The 14,823-nt window shown below is 37.7% G+C and carries 20 protein-coding genes; 7 read left to right on the top strand and 13 right to left on the bottom strand.

Annotated elements, in window-relative coordinates; genetic code table 11:
- Positions 1-26: 26 nt before the first annotated feature.
- The 3 genes from ACFX4R_RS22870 to ACFX4R_RS22860 form a co-directional block, all read right to left on the bottom strand.
- Positions 27-1,922 carry an acyltransferase family protein gene (locus tag ACFX4R_RS22870; protein WP_043981713.1) on the bottom strand — a complete coding sequence of 632 codons (1,896 nt, stop codon included), beginning with the start codon at positions 1,920-1,922 and terminating at the stop codon, positions 27-29.
- Positions 1,923-2,225: 303 nt separating this feature from the next.
- Positions 2,226-2,669 carry a GNAT family N-acetyltransferase gene (locus ACFX4R_RS22865; protein ID WP_013081678.1) on the bottom strand — a complete coding sequence of 148 codons (444 nt, stop codon included), beginning with the start codon at positions 2,667-2,669 and terminating at the stop codon, positions 2,226-2,228.
- 17 nt (positions 2,670-2,686) lie between these two features.
- A complete protein-coding gene (locus tag ACFX4R_RS22860; RefSeq protein WP_025752934.1) occupies positions 2,687-3,241 on the bottom strand; it encodes a PadR family transcriptional regulator in 555 nt (184 codons plus the stop codon).
- Between the two features lie 253 nt (positions 3,242-3,494).
- On the opposite strand from ACFX4R_RS22860, the gene serC reads away from it, so the two are divergent.
- Positions 3,495-4,592 carry a 3-phosphoserine/phosphohydroxythreonine transaminase gene (gene serC, locus ACFX4R_RS22855; RefSeq protein WP_377570447.1) on the top strand — a complete coding sequence of 366 codons (1,098 nt, stop codon included), beginning with the start codon at positions 3,495-3,497 and terminating at the stop codon, positions 4,590-4,592.
- A 124-nt stretch (positions 4,593-4,716) separates the two neighbouring features.
- The gene (locus ACFX4R_RS22850; protein ID WP_322551710.1) at positions 4,717-5,247 is read left to right on the top strand and encodes a tryptophan transporter; all 531 of its coding nucleotides are present in this window, start codon (positions 4,717-4,719) and stop codon (positions 5,245-5,247) included.
- A 257-nt stretch (positions 5,248-5,504) separates the two neighbouring features.
- Here the strand turns inward: ACFX4R_RS22850 and yhzF are convergent, their stop codons facing one another.
- Positions 5,505-5,678 (bottom strand): membrane protein YhzF, encoded by a 174-nt coding sequence (gene yhzF / locus ACFX4R_RS29420; RefSeq protein WP_472797451.1) that lies wholly within the window; start codon positions 5,676-5,678, stop codon positions 5,505-5,507.
- 118 nt (positions 5,679-5,796) lie between these two features.
- On the opposite strand from yhzF, the gene ACFX4R_RS22845 reads away from it, so the two are divergent.
- Complete coding sequence (locus ACFX4R_RS22845; protein WP_013055314.1) at positions 5,797-6,192, top strand: YtxH domain-containing protein; 396 nt, start codon at positions 5,797-5,799, stop codon at positions 6,190-6,192.
- 113 nt (positions 6,193-6,305) lie between these two features.
- On the top strand, positions 6,306-6,902 hold the full coding sequence (locus tag ACFX4R_RS22840) for an HTH-type transcriptional regulator Hpr (RefSeq protein WP_014461677.1): 597 nt from the start codon (positions 6,306-6,308) through the stop codon (positions 6,900-6,902).
- 3 nt (positions 6,903-6,905) lie between these two features.
- On the opposite strand, the gene ACFX4R_RS22835 is transcribed toward ACFX4R_RS22840, so the two are convergent.
- Positions 6,906-7,250 (bottom strand): DUF1878 family protein, encoded by a 345-nt coding sequence (locus ACFX4R_RS22835; RefSeq protein WP_013081673.1) that lies wholly within the window; start codon positions 7,248-7,250, stop codon positions 6,906-6,908.
- Between the two features lie 476 nt (positions 7,251-7,726).
- Between ACFX4R_RS22835 and ACFX4R_RS22830 the strand changes: the two genes are divergently transcribed.
- The gene (locus ACFX4R_RS22830; RefSeq protein WP_013055312.1) at positions 7,727-7,906 is read left to right on the top strand and encodes a hypothetical protein; all 180 of its coding nucleotides are present in this window, start codon (positions 7,727-7,729) and stop codon (positions 7,904-7,906) included.
- 35 nt (positions 7,907-7,941) lie between these two features.
- Here ACFX4R_RS22830 and ACFX4R_RS22825 read toward each other — a convergent pair whose 3' ends face one another.
- Entirely contained in the window at positions 7,942-8,037 is a 96-nt protein-coding gene (locus ACFX4R_RS22825; RefSeq protein WP_016762974.1) for a YjcZ family sporulation protein, read from the bottom strand.
- A 36-nt stretch (positions 8,038-8,073) separates the two neighbouring features.
- Positions 8,074-8,163, bottom strand: coding sequence for a YjcZ family sporulation protein (locus ACFX4R_RS22820; protein ID WP_016762973.1), 90 nt, complete (start codon positions 8,161-8,163; stop codon positions 8,074-8,076).
- Between the two features lie 307 nt (positions 8,164-8,470).
- Here ACFX4R_RS22820 and ACFX4R_RS22815 point away from each other — a divergent pair, with 307 nt between their 5' ends.
- Positions 8,471-9,394: a peptidylprolyl isomerase gene (locus ACFX4R_RS22815; protein WP_016762972.1), complete on the top strand. Its 924-nt coding sequence runs from the start codon at positions 8,471-8,473 to the stop codon at positions 9,392-9,394.
- 42 nt (positions 9,395-9,436) lie between these two features.
- On the opposite strand, the gene ACFX4R_RS22810 is transcribed toward ACFX4R_RS22815, so the two are convergent.
- The 4 genes from ACFX4R_RS22810 to ACFX4R_RS22795 form a co-directional block, all read right to left on the bottom strand.
- The gene (locus ACFX4R_RS22810) at positions 9,437-9,619 is read right to left on the bottom strand and encodes a sporulation YhaL family protein (RefSeq protein WP_013055310.1); all 183 of its coding nucleotides are present in this window, start codon (positions 9,617-9,619) and stop codon (positions 9,437-9,439) included.
- Positions 9,620-9,684: 65 nt separating this feature from the next.
- Positions 9,685-10,626 carry a 3'-5' exoribonuclease YhaM gene (gene yhaM, locus ACFX4R_RS22805; protein WP_013055309.1) on the bottom strand — a complete coding sequence of 314 codons (942 nt, stop codon included), beginning with the start codon at positions 10,624-10,626 and terminating at the stop codon, positions 9,685-9,687.
- 493 nt (positions 10,627-11,119) lie between these two features.
- Positions 11,120-12,373, bottom strand: a complete 1,254-nt coding sequence (locus ACFX4R_RS22800) for an ABC transporter permease (protein ID WP_060745402.1) — start codon at positions 12,371-12,373, stop codon at positions 11,120-11,122.
- Positions 12,366-13,265 carry an ABC transporter ATP-binding protein gene (locus tag ACFX4R_RS22795; RefSeq protein ID WP_028410272.1) on the bottom strand — a complete coding sequence of 300 codons (900 nt, stop codon included), beginning with the start codon at positions 13,263-13,265 and terminating at the stop codon, positions 12,366-12,368. Before ACFX4R_RS22795 ends, ACFX4R_RS22800 begins: the two co-directional genes overlap by 8 nt.
- A 141-nt stretch (positions 13,266-13,406) precedes the next feature.
- Here ACFX4R_RS22795 and ACFX4R_RS22790 point away from each other — a divergent pair, with 141 nt between their 5' ends.
- Positions 13,407-13,592, top strand: a complete 186-nt coding sequence (locus tag ACFX4R_RS22790) for a YhzD family protein (RefSeq protein ID WP_025752944.1) — start codon at positions 13,407-13,409, stop codon at positions 13,590-13,592.
- A gap of 40 nt (positions 13,593-13,632) precedes the next feature.
- Here ACFX4R_RS22790 and ACFX4R_RS22785 read toward each other — a convergent pair whose 3' ends face one another.
- Together ACFX4R_RS22785 and ACFX4R_RS22780 are read right to left on the bottom strand one after the other, a co-directional pair.
- Positions 13,633-13,905 (bottom strand): HU family DNA-binding protein, encoded by a 273-nt coding sequence (locus ACFX4R_RS22785; protein ID WP_013055305.1) that lies wholly within the window; start codon positions 13,903-13,905, stop codon positions 13,633-13,635.
- Positions 13,906-14,017: 112 nt separating this feature from the next.
- Complete coding sequence (locus ACFX4R_RS22780) at positions 14,018-14,821, bottom strand: enoyl-CoA hydratase (protein WP_098600673.1); 804 nt, start codon at positions 14,819-14,821, stop codon at positions 14,018-14,020.
- Between the last annotated feature and the right edge of the window lie 2 nt (positions 14,822-14,823).

Genomic DNA, 14,823 nt, shown 5'->3' with positions numbered 1-14,823 from the left:
CAAAACATCGTACAGCTTTTCACTTATTATGAACGACTTTCCGCCTTAACTTCTAAATTCATACGTTCTTCAATCAATTTTGTTAATGCTCTTGATCCTTCAGGTACCAAGTGGACACCATCTGATGTAAAGTATTCAGGGTGCTTAGAAGCCTCTGAGTACCAATCTACGAGCGTGACGTGATCAAACTTTTCAGAAGCAGCTTTCAAGTTCTTGTTCACGGTGCTTTCCCACGAACGAGGAACGCGCGTATTCACTAAGTAAACATCCGCGTGTGAAAAAGCTTTTAACAGTTGTTCAAGTTCTTCATTTGTAAAATAGCCGTTTGTTCCTAACTCAATAATCACTGCGCTGTTCGGATTATTAAATGCTTGATAGCTAGGAGTTAGCTGCAGTGCTTCATTGAGCTGCCTTCCTACTTTTCCGTCAATCGTAATACTAAGCGGCATCTCTTTAAGATTAGGAGCAATATCCAGCATGACCGAGTCTCCAATCGCAAGGACATCTCTGTAAGAATTCGGCTGCTGTTTTTCTTTGGCATCAGATTTTTCTTCCCCGGAACTCTTTTCCGCGTTCTCTGCTTTTTTATCATCCGCTTTGTTCTTGTCTTTGACAGAAGTTGAAGCATTTTCTTTATGATTCGTTTGAATTTTAACCTCTGTCTCTTTCGCTGTCGTTTCATCCTTTTGCTGCGTACTAATAGCAAAGCTTGTCATATCCGCTGTAAACAGCGCCAAAAAGAAAATGAGACTGCCCAAAACCGCTTGTCTCGAACGAGAGAGATTACGCCATTTAAAAAGCTCTCTCGGATGGTAGTGCCGGAAATAATAGCGAAAGCCGCGTGTGCGGATAGGCACTTCGATGTAACGGTAAGAAAGTTCAGCAATGATAAATGTAAGGCCTACTTGTAGCAGCGCATGCCAATAGACCGGGCGGCCAATCTCGGATACAGGTGTTGTAAGAACAATAACCGGATAATGCCACAAATAGATGCCGTATGATCTAGTACCAAGCCAGCGAAGCGGCTTAAACGACAGAGCTTTTCCTAAAAAACTACTAGGATGACTAATCGTTGCAACCAGTACAGCAGCGTTTAAACAAATCAGCAGCATTCCACCTTGATAAAGAAAAGATGCATGAGTATACTCATCAACGCTCCATACGCAGAGAATAAATACAAAGAAACTCACCATACTTACCGCGTTTAATACTTGCTTGCCTACGGCTGGAAGATTTTTTGATGATAAACGATACATCGGCCAGGCAAATGCAAGTAAACAGCCGATTAAAAGGGCAAACAGCCGAGTGTCGGTTCCATAATAAATGCGGCTAGGATCTCCTCCTGGCTCATATAAAAAAGACATTAGAATAGCTGAGGCCATTACTCCAGCTAAAATGAATAGAGAAAGAATTCCTCTCTTTTTGATAAATTTTAAACCCAACAATAAAACAAGTGGCCACACAATATAAAACTGCTCTTCAATAGCCAGTGACCATAAGTTCTTTAATGGTGACGGTGACCCAAAACTATCAAAATATGAAACTTTATGAAAAATAAACCACCAGTTACTCATATAAAAAATAGACGATAATGCATCGCCTCGTAGCGTTGTTAACAATGGCCGGTTAAATAAAATAACCCAAGCTGCAGTTAATACTACCATCACATACACAGCTGGAAGAAGTCTTCTCGTTCGGCTAATCCAAAAATGCTTCAAATTTTTCAAAGGATTTTCCCAAGATTGCACCAGTAAAATCGAGGTAATTAAATACCCTGATAATACAAAGAAAACGTCAACTCCTAGAAATCCTCCAGATGCCCATCCAAATCCTAAGTGATATGCAATGACAGACATAACAGCGAAAGCTCGAAGTCCATCCAAACTATATATATACCTATTTTTCTTTTCCTTTGCACTCATAAAAATGCCTCCAAGCAATATGTACAACAAATTTCTTTCTGAACCAACATTAAGAATATTACGTAATTGTTACATTTTTGTTACAAAAATCATTATATACAATATTATTACTTTCTTCAATATATCACTTACTTAAAATCAAAGAATAAGCAAAAAGAAACAAATTCATTATCTATCTTATTCATAAATTACTAATTTAGTAGTAGTCATATCGATTCTATCTGCGCAATACTAAAGCCTAACATCTTTCTTTCACCTTACCCGTTTCAGAAATAGAAAAACTTCACACAATTGGTGAAGTTTCTAAGGTGTCTTTAGCATATCTACGTGGGGAAGCCCTTCATCTGAATAAATATCGGAAACAGGTCTAAAACCAAACGATTCATAAAATGTTTGAAGTCTGCTTTGAGCTTGAATTTTAATTGTCTTCTCGTGCAATTCATTCTCTAAAAAATCAATTCCTCTTGCTACTAGTTCTCTTCCGAGACCCGTACCGCGCTGCGCTTGTTTTACAATAATGCGCCCAAGAGAAGCTTCCTGGTAGCTAATTCCTTTTGGTAAAACTCTAAGATATGCGATAATTTTCTCATTCTCTTTTTTGAACAAGTGATAAGCAAGTTTGTCTTTTCCATCTACTTCTAAGTAAGCACACTTCTGTTCGACAACAAAAATAGCGGTGCGAACCTGTAGAATTTCATAAAGCTCATCGTTTGTCAGCTCTTGAAATGATTTTATGCACCAAGTCATGATCCGCTCACCTTTTCTTATTGTTCTTTTTCAATTAAATTCAGCGTACGTTCAAGCCAATTGATATAGCTTGTCTCCCGGTCTTGAGCGCGAGATAGCACCAAATAATGACCAAATTGAGGAGACGAAACGGTAATGTGATGATTAACTTGTTCCAAAAGGTCATCCATTCGTTTCTTTAAAAAAGTTAGCTTCACTTTCCTGCTTGATAGCTGGTTATCTATTTGTTGCTTTAACTCTTCTATTGACATGGATGAAGCAAAATAAGCTTTTAACATAAATTCATCTTTAGTTGTTTCAGGAATAGGATCAATCGTAGTGAGCCACTTGCTTAACTCAGCTCTTCCTTCTTCCGTTATCGAATACATCTTTTTTTCTAATTTCTTGCCTTGAATCACGGTTTCATAGCGAATAAATCCCTCTTCTGTTAATCGCTTTAACTCGGGATAAATCTGGCTGTGCTTAGCACTCCAAAAATTACCGACCTCTTCTTTAAAAAGTCTGGTAATGTCATACCCGCTGAGCTCCTTCTGATCTAAGAGCCCTAATATGGCATATTTTAATACTCTCATTCTGTTCCTCCACATTATTTCTTCCATCAGTATAGCATATAAACATTTCATTTACATGTTTGCCAAAACATGTTTGCGTATACTTTTTATTTATCTTTTTTCTATTATTTTCTCTTTACAGATTAATTTAAATTTTTGAAAAGTTACCTCCACAATCAATGGTTTTCATGATAGTATAATGATATTCTTTCTGACATCAGTCATTAGCCATTTTGTATGATGAGTGTTCGAACTAATTTGAGGAGGAATTAATGTGATTACGTTAAACAGAGCTTATAATTTTAATGCAGGTCCGTCTGCGCTTCCCCTACCTGTCTTACAACTTGCTCAAGAGGAGCTAGTTAATTTTAAAAATACAGGTATGTCTGTGATGGAATTATCACATCGCAGCAAAGAGTTTGAAGATGTATTAACACATGCTAAAGAAACACTCACGGAATTGCTTAACATTCCAGATACACATGAAATTTTATTCCTGCAGGGCGGAGCAAGCCTGCAATTCTCTATGATTCCAATGAACTTTTTAGCTCCCGATCAAGTCGGTGCATATGTACTAACCGGATCATGGTCGGAAAAAGCATTAAAAGAAGCAAAGAAACTTGGAAAAACAGCAGTTGTTGCTTCTACTAAAGAAGAGAACTACCGCTCTATTCCAGCTTTAGATGACGTAAAGCTTCCAAAAGAAGAGATTGGGTACTTGCATATCACGTCCAACAATACCATTTTTGGTACACAATGGGCTGACTACCCTTCTATCGAAGGAGTAGACTTAATTGCCGACATGTCAAGCGACATTCTTTGCCGTCAAATTGATGTATCTAAGTTCTCACTCATTTATGCTGGTGCTCAGAAAAACCTCGGACCATCTGGTGTCACGGTTGTCATTTTGAAGAAAGAATTGCTTAAACGTATTCCTGAAGGTTTACCAACAATGCTGAATTATGAGACACACGTAAAGAGCAACTCTCTTTACAACACTCCTCCAACGTTTGGCATTTACATGCTTTCACTTGTTTTAGATTGGATTAAAGAACAAGGTGGCGTTAAAGCAATTGAAGCCCAAAATCATAAAAAAGCTAAGTTACTCTACACAAGCATGGAACGTTCAAATGGTTTCTATAACCCTCACGCTACAGAGGAAAGCCGATCAATTATGAACGTAACGTTTACTTTACCAACCGATGAGTTAACGGCTGCGTTTTTACAGCAAGCAAAAGAAAAAGGCTTCGTAGGATTAGCTGGACACCGTTCAATCGGCGGATGCCGCGCTTCTATTTACAATGCTGTACCCCTTGAAGCGTGTGAAGCTCTTGCCGCCTTTATGGATGAATTTGCACAGGCAAACGCATAATTGGCAGAATTAACTGATCCTTTTTTCACATAAATATGTTACAATCAGTATGTAAATATATGCAATGGGCATAGAGGCACTATTGGTATATTTCGAGCTTAGCTTAGAAGAGGAGAGATGAGAAATGAATACAAAGGTTTTAGTTTCTTTAGCGTTATTAGTCGGAATTGGAGCGGTTCTCCACACGGTGGTACCTCCTATTTTATTTGGAATGAAGCCAGATATGATGTTAACAATGATGTTTTTAGCAATCCTGTTGTTTCCTAGCATAAAAAATGTTGCATTGGTTAGCTTAACCACAGCGGTTATTTCTGCTTTAACAACAAGCTTTCCTGGCGGACAAATTGCAAACTTGATTGATAAACCAATTACAGCATTTGTTTTCTTTGCATTATTTATGCTTGTGAAAAAAGCAATAGGCATTAAAACACCCGTTGCCGCTGCTTTAACAGCTGTTGGCACACTCGTATCAGGAACCGTATTCTTGTCTGCTGCCGCGCTAATCGTCGGCTTACCGGGCGGAAACAGCGTCATGGCGCTTGTTGCTGCGGTTGTATTACCTGCAACAGTAGTGAACACAATCGTTATGGTCGTTATTTATCCAATTGTTCAATCCGTTCTAAAACGCACAAGCATCAAAGCAAAATTATCGTAACGTCAAGAGCCTGATTTAATTAAGAATCAGGCTCTTTTTTTACACCAAAAGCTCAGGCTCGCCAAAGCGTGGCGGGCTTTTAGATAAAACGGTTCATTTATAGTATGTTGCTGATCTTTTAGAAACAATCTACAGTTCGACTCTTAACTTTTTGTTTAAAAAGAAATGGTACAGAATGCTTTTCACTTAAATTTCATTTGCAGCTCATACAATAGGTATGAAGACTTACTATGTAATAAAGGTTTAAGTTCTCCATCCTAGGTTACATAATAAAGTATAAGCGCCAATAAAAAACTCGCAAAAGCCACTGTCGCACATGTAAGAGACTTTTGTTTCAGCACATGTTTAGGTGGATATGATGCCGTTCTAGTCGTAAGGCTAAACCATTTAAAGGCAGCCAGAAAAAAACTCAGGCTAATTATCAAAAGAATGAATAAAGCTACCCCATGTTGATAACCTCCTTCTTTTGTATAAATCTATGCTATTTTTTTATGATTATGTCAGAAGGAAGTGTTAGCAATTACTTTACTACATAGGAGGAAATAAATAATGAGCAGAATGAAAAAACTAGCAGCTGGAGCAGCAATTGGAAGCACCGTAGCCGCTATTACAACGCTTCTTGTTACTCCATATTCAGGACGAGAACTTAAACAGCGTGTCAGCTCTCGAAAAGACCGAGTTAACGCTTCACAACAAGAGCTCTCAACAAAAATAAAAGCTGTTTCTCAACAAGTACAAATGACCGCCAGAGAAGGAAATACTATAGTGAAAAATATCGCAAGTGACCTTTCTACTACCCTTGGTCAGTTTAAAGAAGAAATTGTCCCTCATAAGGAATCCCTTCAGCATCATTTGAAAGAAATCCAAAATTCTTTGTCAAACCTTGAGGAACATGTACAGACAACTAAAAATCCCAATGAAAAAATTGACAAAAAAGAAGGTTGAAACGCCTTCTTTTTTAATTTTTTAAAATTTTGTAAATTTACATCTTTATAATTTTTTATTTTATTGGCATAATAGAAGATAAATAAAAAAAGAGACTAAGTAGGTGGGAGAAGATGAAAAAGACTAGTGATCAAGATTACAGTTTGAAAGAAGCACTTCTATTTAGCCAACGCATTGCCCAATTAAGTAAAGCCCTTTGGAAAACCGTAGAGAAGGATTGGCAGCAATGGATTAAGCCTTATGACCTTAATATTAACGAGCATCATATTTTATGGATTTCATATCATTTAAACGGGGCTTCCATTTCCGAAATTGCCAAGTTTGGAGTTATGCACGTTTCTACTGCATTTAACTTCTCCAAAAAACTAGAAGAACGAGGTTTACTTGAGTTTTCTAAAAAAGAAAGCGACAAGCGAAATACGTACATTCAGCTGACAGATAAAGGCGAGGCCATTTTATTAGATTTAATGGAACATTACGAACCTTCTAATAATTCAGTGTTCAGCGGCGCACTTCCGTTGCGCGACTTGTACGGCAAATTCCCTGAATTTATGGAACTGATGACCGTCATCCGCAAAATTTACGGTGAAGATTTTATGGATATCTTCGAGCGATCTTTCCATCATATCGAAGAAGAATTCACTGAAGAAGATGGCAAGCTCGTCAAGAAAGACAAAGAGAACCACCAGGAGACTATTTCAAACTCTTAATGGTTAGTCCCTTATCCATTGAATAATTTCAAAAAATTCATTCATCACATCTTGATAAGAAGGTTGATAACGAAGCGATTCGACCGTCTCTCTGGGAGTTAATTTATAATTCAGCATGCCAACAAATTGTGTAAGAAGCGGAACAAAGTCTGTTAGACCTTCCGCTTTTTGCTCAATATATTCGTTTTTTGTATCTTCACACAGAATTAAAATTTCCTCTACTTCCTTCTTTGTAAGCTGATTTCTTACCACTAAATCAATAAATGGTTTAGCTTCTTGTTCAGATGTCCCAGATAACAGTTTTATGTAATATTCTAAACGTGATACTCGAGATTCTAAAGTTTCCATCCGCTTCCCCTACTCCTTCAACGTTCATATACCTCTACTCCATATTGTACATGATTCATTCATGTTCTTCCAAATAATTCTTTCTGCGTCATTCACATTTCCTGTTTAAGTAGCACCGTATAAAGATTTTCATATACTGATTATGTACTCACTGCATATATTAATATAAATCCCTCTGTCTTTTTTAACAATCCTTTTGCACAATGGGTAATTGTTACTCATTTCTTATCCATTCACTTTGCTATTTCGTTTAAAACCTATTTCTCAACTTCTTAACTACCCTTTATAAAATAAAAACCGCATTTCTGTGTAAATACCTTTTGAAATTCTTTGCTCAACTGTATATATAACTATCTATTTTACCGCTTTTTTGGTAATGTTAATATAGATATTTGTAAATTCATACAAAGCTGTACTATATAAATGACTATAAGACTTTTTGTCTTCGTCACACTGATTTTGTTAGGGGGATTTTTATGTACATATTCTTTATTGTATTTGCACTATTCATTTTATTCTACATCAATGCACTAACAAATACATTGTGTATTCAAAAAGAAATTCCAGCTGAAAAACAGCCTAAAGTTTTTCGTACGATTAATGTATTAATTACCATTTTATTAGTTTCATCTTATATTGAAGTATCATTTACATAAAAAACGGTGAGATGTCTCACCGCTTTTTTATAGGCTTAGCAAAAACAGCTAGCTCCGATGATAACTAATAAGATGAATAATACGACTAATAGCGCAAATCCACTGCCGTATCCGCATCCGTAAGAACCCATATCTATCGCCCCTTTCCTTTTATATTCATCTGTTTCCTAGTGGTAACATGCACAACCAACAATGACTAATAAGATAAACAGTACAACTAATAGTGCAAAACCGCCTCCATATCCGCCTCCGCTCATTTGAGCACCCCCTTTGTTTACTAATACTGCATCTTATGCATCAGCTCAAAAAACGTCTAGGCTTTTAGCCCAAACTCCATAATTTATTTCTCTTGCTTCTCGTTTGGAGATTACTCTGTGAGTTTGTCCACCATTTTGAAAACGCTTTATAAAAAAGCCATCATCAGCGTATAATCACTCCATGCTTAGTGGAAAATAAATGTAAATTTACGTGGTTTTAACTTCATTTGCTAACATCAGGAAATGTGATATAGTAAATCTTGAGTCAAGCTACATAAGTAAAAATGATGAGTAGGAGTGTTTACGTATGAAAAAAAGCTTAGTTGCACTAACAACGGCAGCCAGCCTCGTTGCTTTATCAGCATGCAGTGGGGGAAATGATGCTTCAAATGCAAACGATTCTTCAAAAGTAATTGTAGAAACAAAAGCAGGCAATATCACTCAAGGTGATTTGTATAAGCAAATGAAAGATACAATCGGACAAGATCAATTTAATACACTCGTACGAAGCGTTACCGAAGAAAAAGTATTGAGTAAAAAATATAAAGTAACGGATAAAGAGCTTGATCAGCAGCTGAACATTCTAAGAGAACAATACGGTGATCAGGTGGATTCAGTTATTAAGCAAAAAGGCGAAAAAGAAGTCAAAGATATGCTAAAAGTCGATATTCTCCGTGAAAAAGCTGCTACGGCAGGCATTAAGGTATCGGACAAAGAGCTGAAAAAAGCTTATGATGAATATAAAGCTCAAAAACCTCAAATTCGCGCAAGTCATATTTTAGTAAAAGACGAAAAGACAGCAAACGAAGTAGAAGCGAAAATCAAAAAAGGCGAGGACTTTGCTAGTCTAGCAAAAGAATATTCAACCGATCAGCAGTCTGCAGCTAACGGCGGCGATTTAGGCTACTTCGGTGAAGGCCAAATGGTTAAAGAATTTGAAGAAGCGGCTTACAAGCTGAAAAAAGGTGAAGTAAGTAAACCAATCAAAACAGAGTACGGCTACCATATCATTAAACTAGTCGATAAAAAGAAAGTAGAATCGTTTGAGAAAAAGAAACCCGAACTTGAGCAGCAAATCAAACGTTCAAAAGTAGATCAAGCAGAAGCGAACAAGAAGATTCAAAAAGAGCTTGATAAAGCAAAAGTGAAACCAAAAGATAAGGATGTAAAACCAATTTTCGAAGAAGGTGCGACAGATAGTCAATCTGGCGTAGAAACTCCTCAGCAGTAATGCTAAGAGCCTGTCACTCATGTGACAGGCTCTTTTATATAATCAGATGGAATCGCTGTTGCGTCTTTCTTTTTCCACTTGCATTCTTTCGATGAAGACTTGTCCCTCTTTTTCAATAAACGAATCATCCACTTGCTTATCATGTTGTGCAGCACGAATCGCCATAAATCCACTAAAGAAAATGCCTGCTACAACTAAATAAATCCAAATTGGTAGTGTCACCATATATTGATCCCCCATCACAGTTATTTACAACCACTATATGCGAAGGAAGAAAGACTTATACCTTTTTAATCAATCGTTGGTTTATAAAATGAGCGATTATCAAGTGCAAAAATACGCTCTGTAAACTCACCGGGCTTCACTTTTGTTAATGCGCGGTCCAGCATATTCATTTTAGCGTCTACATTGTCAATCAAATGAAGCATCTCAGCCTCTTTAATTAACGGCTTTTTCGGACTTCCCCACTCTTCCTTACCGTGATGCGATAACACAAGGTGCTGAAGAAGCATAACCTCTTCTCCTTCAATCGCTAATTCTTCTGCCGCTTTTCCAATTTCATTCACCATAATCGAAATATGGCCAAGCAGGTTCCCTTCGACTGTATATATCGTCGAAACAGGACCTGAAAGTTCAAATACTTTGCCAAGGTCATGAAGAATAACTCCAGCGTACAGCAAGTCGCGGTTTAAGCTTGGGTAAAGGGTTGAAAATGACTCAGCCAGCTTCAGCATAGACACCACATGGTAGGCAAGTCCTGATACAAACTCATGGTGATTTTTAGTTGCTGCCGGATATTCTAGAAATTCCGTTTGATATTTTTTAAACAAATGGCGAGTGATGCGCTGGACATTCGAATTTTTCATTTCAAATATACTCTTTGTAATATGTTCGACCATTTCTTCTTGAGATAAAGGCGCCACTTCTAAAAAGTCAGATGTGCGCACTCCGTCTTGGGGCTGTGCAGGCCGAATGTTGCGTATTTTCAGCTGGTTGCGCCCGCGGTAATTCATTACTTCTCCAGCAGCTCGCACAATCTTTTGAGCAGCATAATTTTCCTCGTCATCTGGGGAAGCATCCCACAGCTTGGCTTCAATATCACCTGTTTTATCTTGCAGGATTACCGTTAAAAATGGCTTTCCATTGCTTGCAATTCCTCTCGTTGAGGATTTAATTAAAAAATAAAGATCAACTTGCTCTCCTACTTCGTATTGAGCAATTCCTTTTGTCATGATCTTTTCCTCCTTACCACTTCATTCTATGTATTTGATAACGAAGCTCTTATCGCTTCGTCCGCTTATTTACAGCTCTTTACATTTCATTTTACCATCGCTTGGCACCGAATGCACGGGTAGACGCTTTTTCATAAAAGATGAGATTGCGACATAACAAAATCAATGCAATCTAAAGAAGAACAAATTGGATAAAAGAGCTAAACTGCTCGAGACACCGCTGTTGATTTCCGTGCAAGACTTCGTTTTCTGCGTGAGGGCGCTGAGCCTCCTCGTCTCCTCCGTTCCTGCGGGGGTCTCACCTATCCCGCTTTTCCCTCAGGAGTCTTCGTCTTGCTCTCCAATTCACAGCTAGAAGCAGCCACATATATGAAAACTATGGTCACTATAGCAACAAAAAAATCCGAACGAGTTGGATTCTCCCTCAAGAATCTAGGTTGTTCGTTCGGATCTTCCTTCAACTAAACTACTTTTATCTCAGCCTCTCACTTCTTTATGTTTCTTTTTTCGTTAGCTGCAGCGCCTTTTTAATATCTTTAAAAGAGGTAGATTGCCCATACATAAGGACTCCTCCTTTATACACACGGGCACCAAATATAGCTAAAGCCGTAATCGTCACAACTAAAATCCCTATCGATACACTCACTTCCCACACAGGAACATTTAACATACCTACACGCAAAAACATAATCATCGGAGCAAAAAATGGGATAAAAGATGTGACCGTAATGATTGTGGTTTCAGGATCACCCAGTCCAAACATAGCAATTAAAAAAGCAGCCACAATCACAAGGGTCATAGGCGTAATCATTTGCTGTACATCTTCAATACGGCTCACAAGAGAACCTAAAAAAGCCGCGAGCGTAGCAAAAAGGAAGTACCCCAATATGAAGAAGACAAATGCATACACGAATGTAGTCAGCGGAACATCATTAAATCCGAGATAAGAAAAGATACCGTTATGATTTGTTTCCACACTGGCTTTTAACGATGTGTAGCCCACGCTCAGTATCACTGCAAGCTGTGTTAAGCTGAGCAGTGCAATTCCAATGATTTTAGCAAACATTTGTGTAATAGGTGATACGCTCGATACAAGGATCTCCATAACGCGGGATGATTTTTCAGTAGCTACTTCCATCGCAATCATGCTCCCATACATGATAACGGCAAAATAAATAACAAACAGCAGTACATATACAAGACCTCTTGCTTGATTTAGCTCTTGTTCTGTTTTGGCATTTTCAACTAACGCTTTCTTTTTAAATGAAACAGGGCTGTAAAGCTGATCAATTTGCTTTTCTTCTAAACCGATTTTTACTGTAGCCATAGCCACTTTTGTTTGCTGTACCGCCTGTTCTAAGGTAGAAGAAAGATTTGATTCGGCCAAAGAATTAGCTTTGTACACAGCTTGAGGCAGCTGCTTATCGTTTAAAGATAAGAGTAAATAGCTATCGAGCTCCCCGTTTTTTACCGCTTGTTTTGCCTTAGACTCAGACGTAAATTCTTTTAAATGAATGTCTTTATCCATGACATTTACATTTTGTTTGAACAATGTATATACGCTTTCCACTTCATAGATGACACCCACATTTGTTCCATTATCGTCTGAATTAAAAACGTCGATAATTTTCTCCATATTTGTAAGAGCAACTAGAATAAGAGCAGTAATAATCGTTGTAATAATAAAAGATTTTGTTTTTAATTTATTAAGATATGTATGAAAGACAATGACCCAAAATTTATTCATAGGAAGCACCTACCTTTTCAATGAAAATATCATTTAATGAAGGCTCTTCCACTGCAAATTTAGATACAAATGAAAAGTGTTTAAGTTCTTGAAAAATGAGTTGTGATACGGATTCATGTTGAATTTGAACAATCATGCCTTCAACCGTTTTTTTCACCTTTACAACGCCTTCAAGCTCTGTAATTCTCTCAAATGGACCTTTTCCGTGTACAATAACGTTTTTCTTTCCAAATGAACGTTTGATCTCCGGGAGCCTTCCATACACTACAGGCGTGCCATGATGCATAATACATAAATATTCACAAAGTTCTTCCACATGTTCCATTCGATGACTTGAAAAAACAATCGTCGTTCCGCGCTTTTTCAAATCAAGCACCGCTTCTTTTAATACCTCTACGTTTACAGGATCTAAGCCGCTAAAAGGTTCGTCTAAAATAAGCAGCTCGGGCCGATGAATAACGGAGGCAATAAATTGAATTTTTTGCTGATTTCCTTTGGATAGCTCTTCTACTTTTTTGGAAGCATATTGAGGAATATTAAATCGAGATAACCAGTGCTCCATTTCTTGCAGCACGTTCGCTTTTTTCATTCCGCGCAGCCGTCCAAGGTACACAAGCTGATCTTTGACTTTTAATTTTGGATACAGTCCCCTTTCTTCTGGAAGGTAGCCAACTAGATGACTTCTACTGTAAGTTAAAGATTTATCATTCCATTGGATGTGACCTGAGGTTGGTTCAATGAGCCCTAAAATCATTCGAAACGTCGTCGTTTTGCCAGCACCGTTTGCACCTAAAAAACCAAACACTTCGCCTTTTGGAATTTGCAGGGATAGCTCGTTTACAGCTGTAAATTCACCGTACCTTTTTGAAACTTCACCGATAGAAAGAGACATTTAATTCCTCCTTTGTAAATAAACCTATGTTTATTGTATGGAAAAAAATGATATCTGTAAACCTTAGCAGGATTTAAGGGAATAGGACGAGAAATATGTTGAATACGCTTACAATTATACTATAAGAGGAGAGTAGATTTTATGAGTACTTACACATTAACCGCTTTTGAAAAGACTGGAGAAAAATTAATAGATGAAAGTTTCGAAGCAGCTTCTGATACAGAAGCAAAGACTGTCGGCACCAAGAAGTTAGAAGAGCTTTCCTATTTAGAAAAAACGCATCGATGCGTTAGCTCTAGCGGAAAACTTGTATTGTTTCATCGTTAATACAAAACGCCGGAAAGTTTTAGCTTTCCGGCGTTTTATATTACTTTACAGCTTCTTTTAGTTCTTTACCAGCTTTAAATGCCGGTACTTTTGATGCTGGAATTTGCATTTCTTCACCCGTTTGAGGGTTACGGCCTGTACGAGCCGCACGCTCGCGTACTTCAAATGTACCGAAGCCGATTAACTGAATTTTTTCACCTTCACCTAGCGTTGATGAAATTGTTTCTAGTAATGCATCAACTGCTTTAGATGCATCTGCTTTTGTTAACTCTGATTTTGTTGCCACTGCGTTTACTAAATCTGTTTTGTTCATTTCCAATCACCTCATTAGTTTCTACATTATCTTGTGTTACCACTGTTTTGCAACTTTTAAACATGCTCTATCAATATGATAGACAAAAATATTGGCTTTTAAACTAGTTCACTTAATTTTCGGAAATATCTTTTTCACTTTGATTAAAAACAGGCGCTCGCTTTTCCAGAAACGCACGTACACCTTCCTTATGATCCGAACTTCGGCTCATAGCAAACTGACTTCTTTTCTCAAGCGCAAGCACTTGCTTTAATTGTGAAACAGATGTCTCCACATAAATTCGCTTTGTTTCCTTCAAAGCACGTGAAGGTTTTTTTAGCCAATATGAGAGATAATCTTCTACATGCTTCGCCAAATCTCCTTCTTTTATTTCATCAATTATGCCAAATTGATGAGCTTCCTCTGCTTTTAACGTCTTTCCTTCCCAAATTAGCTGTTTTGCACGATGAGCACCGATGCGCTTTTCTAGTAAAAAGTGACCGCCTCCGTCTGGAATTAGAGCAATACCGATAAAGTTCATCGCAATTTTTGTGTGTCTTTCTGCAATAATATAATCAGAGGCAAGCGCGATGCTCAGCCCTAGCCCTGCTGCCGCACCGTGCAGTACACTTATCGTCATTTGAGGGAGGCTGTATAAAGTCAGCACGGCTTCATTAATCAAATCCATTACCTGCTCAAAACGTTCTGATTGTGAAGGTGACATCATCATATTAATATCTCCGCCTGCTGAAAATACTTTTCCGTTTCCTTTTACTATTAAAAAGTCCGCTTCACTTTCTTCGACAACTTTTAAACATTGAATAAACTGCTCTAGCACTTCTTCGTTTAATGCATTTAACGCATCCGGCCTGTTAAACGAAATTGTGGCGATACGCTCTTGCAAAACTAGTTCTACTACTTTTAATTCGACGGTCATCT

Source organism: Priestia sp. YIM B13490 (assembly GCF_042787735.1).
Classification (GTDB): Bacteria; Bacillota; Bacilli; order Bacillales; family Bacillaceae_H; genus Priestia; species Priestia megaterium.
Note: the sequence above shows the minus strand (reverse complement) of the source record. Positions and strands in the feature narration are given on the sequence as shown.